This is a genomic window from Nocardiopsis alkaliphila YIM 80379, from assembly GCF_000341005.1.
Classification (GTDB): Bacteria; Actinomycetota; Actinomycetes; order Streptosporangiales; family Streptosporangiaceae; genus Nocardiopsis; species Nocardiopsis alkaliphila.
Genome location: NZ_ANBD01000200.1, coordinates 1 through 1,413 on the forward strand (window position 1 = coordinate 1; position 1,413 = coordinate 1,413).

The following is a 1,413-nucleotide window of genomic DNA, read 5'->3' on the forward strand; positions in this document are numbered from 1 at the left end:
CAGAGCCAGGGCCGTGTCCCGATCGAACAGGTCCGTCGCGAACTCCACCACGCCCGTGAGCCCATCCTCCTCCTCGGTGAAGGAGAACGTCAGATCGAACTTGGCGACCTTCCAGGAGTAGGGTTCCCGCTTCACGTCGAGCCCGGCGAAATCCGATTCCGCGGACACTCCGTTCTGCAAGACCAACATGACCTGGAACAGAGGGTGGTGCGCCATGCTCCGTGTCGGGGCCAGCGCCTCCACCACCCGCTCGAAGGGTAGGTCCCGGTGGTCGAAGGCGGCCAGGTCGGTCTCCCTGACCTCTTCGAGCATCCGTGAGAAGGAAACATCCCCCTCCACCCTGGTCCGCAACACCAGGGTGTTGACGAAGAAACCGACCAGATCATCCAACGCGGGATCCTCACGACCCGCGACGGGGGTGCCGATGGGAATGTCCTGTCCCGCCCCAGAACGCGACAGCGTCACCGCCAACGCCGCCTGCAACACCATGAACAACGTGCAACCGTGACGACGAGCGAGATCCTCCAACGCGTCACGCAGGCCGGCGTCCAATCCGAACCCGACACTGTCCCCGTGGTGGGACGCCGCCGCCGGTCGTGACCGGTCGGTCGGCAAGTCCAGGACTTCGGGGGCCCCTCGCAGTGCCTCACTCCAATAGGCGACCTCGCGAGCGGCCCGGCCCTCGGGGTCGGTCTCGTCCATCAGAGCGTTCTGCCACAGCGTGTAGTCGCCGTACTGCACCGGCGGGGGTTCCGGCTCGAAGGCGCGCCCCGTCGACCTGGCGTCATAGGCCTCGGCCAGTTCGGTGACGAGCACTCCCTCCGACCAACCATCGGTGGCGATGTGGTGCATCACCACCATCAGGACGTGCTCCCGCTCACCGATCCTCAGCAAGTCCACCCGGACCGGCAGTTCCTCGGCCAGGTCGAACGTCTTGTCCACCGAACCGTCCACGATGGGACGGACTTCGTCGGCGGAGCAGACCTCCACCGTGAATCGCAGCCGCTCCAACGCCTGGTCCGGGTCCAGGACACGCTGGCATGGTTCACCTTGGATCGCAGGGAACGTCGTACGCAGGGTCTCGTGCCGCACGACCACGTCACGCACGGCGGCTCGGAGGGCGTCCTCATTCAACTCTCCCCTCAACCGCAGCACCAGTGGCACGTTGTACGAGGACCCCGCCGAGCCGAGCCGGTTGAGGAACCACAGTCGGCGCTGGGCGAACGACAACGGCAGATCCTCACGGCGCTCGAGTGCCGTGATCTCGGGACGCATGGGACGTTCACCCACTCGGTCGATCGATCTGGCGACCCCGATCACGGTCGGCGAGGTGAACACTTCACGCAAGGCCAACTCCACACCCAAAACGGCGCGGATTCTGCCGATCAGCCGCGTGGCCAACAACGAGTGCCC

Annotated in this window: 1 protein-coding gene and 1 pseudogene; both read right to left on the minus strand. The window is 65.8% G+C overall.

Annotation, left to right across the window (positions count from 1 at the left end):
* Positions 1-1,275: condensation domain-containing protein (locus D472_RS26440; RefSeq protein ID WP_239643047.1), on the minus strand; the 1,275-nt coding region annotated here is incomplete at its 3' end.
* A 39-nt stretch (positions 1,276-1,314) separates the two neighbouring features.
* Positions 1,315-1,404 (minus strand): annotated as a pseudogene (locus D472_RS29570) (phosphopantetheine-binding protein); the annotation flags it as partial.
* Between the last annotated feature and the right edge of the window lie 9 nt (positions 1,405-1,413).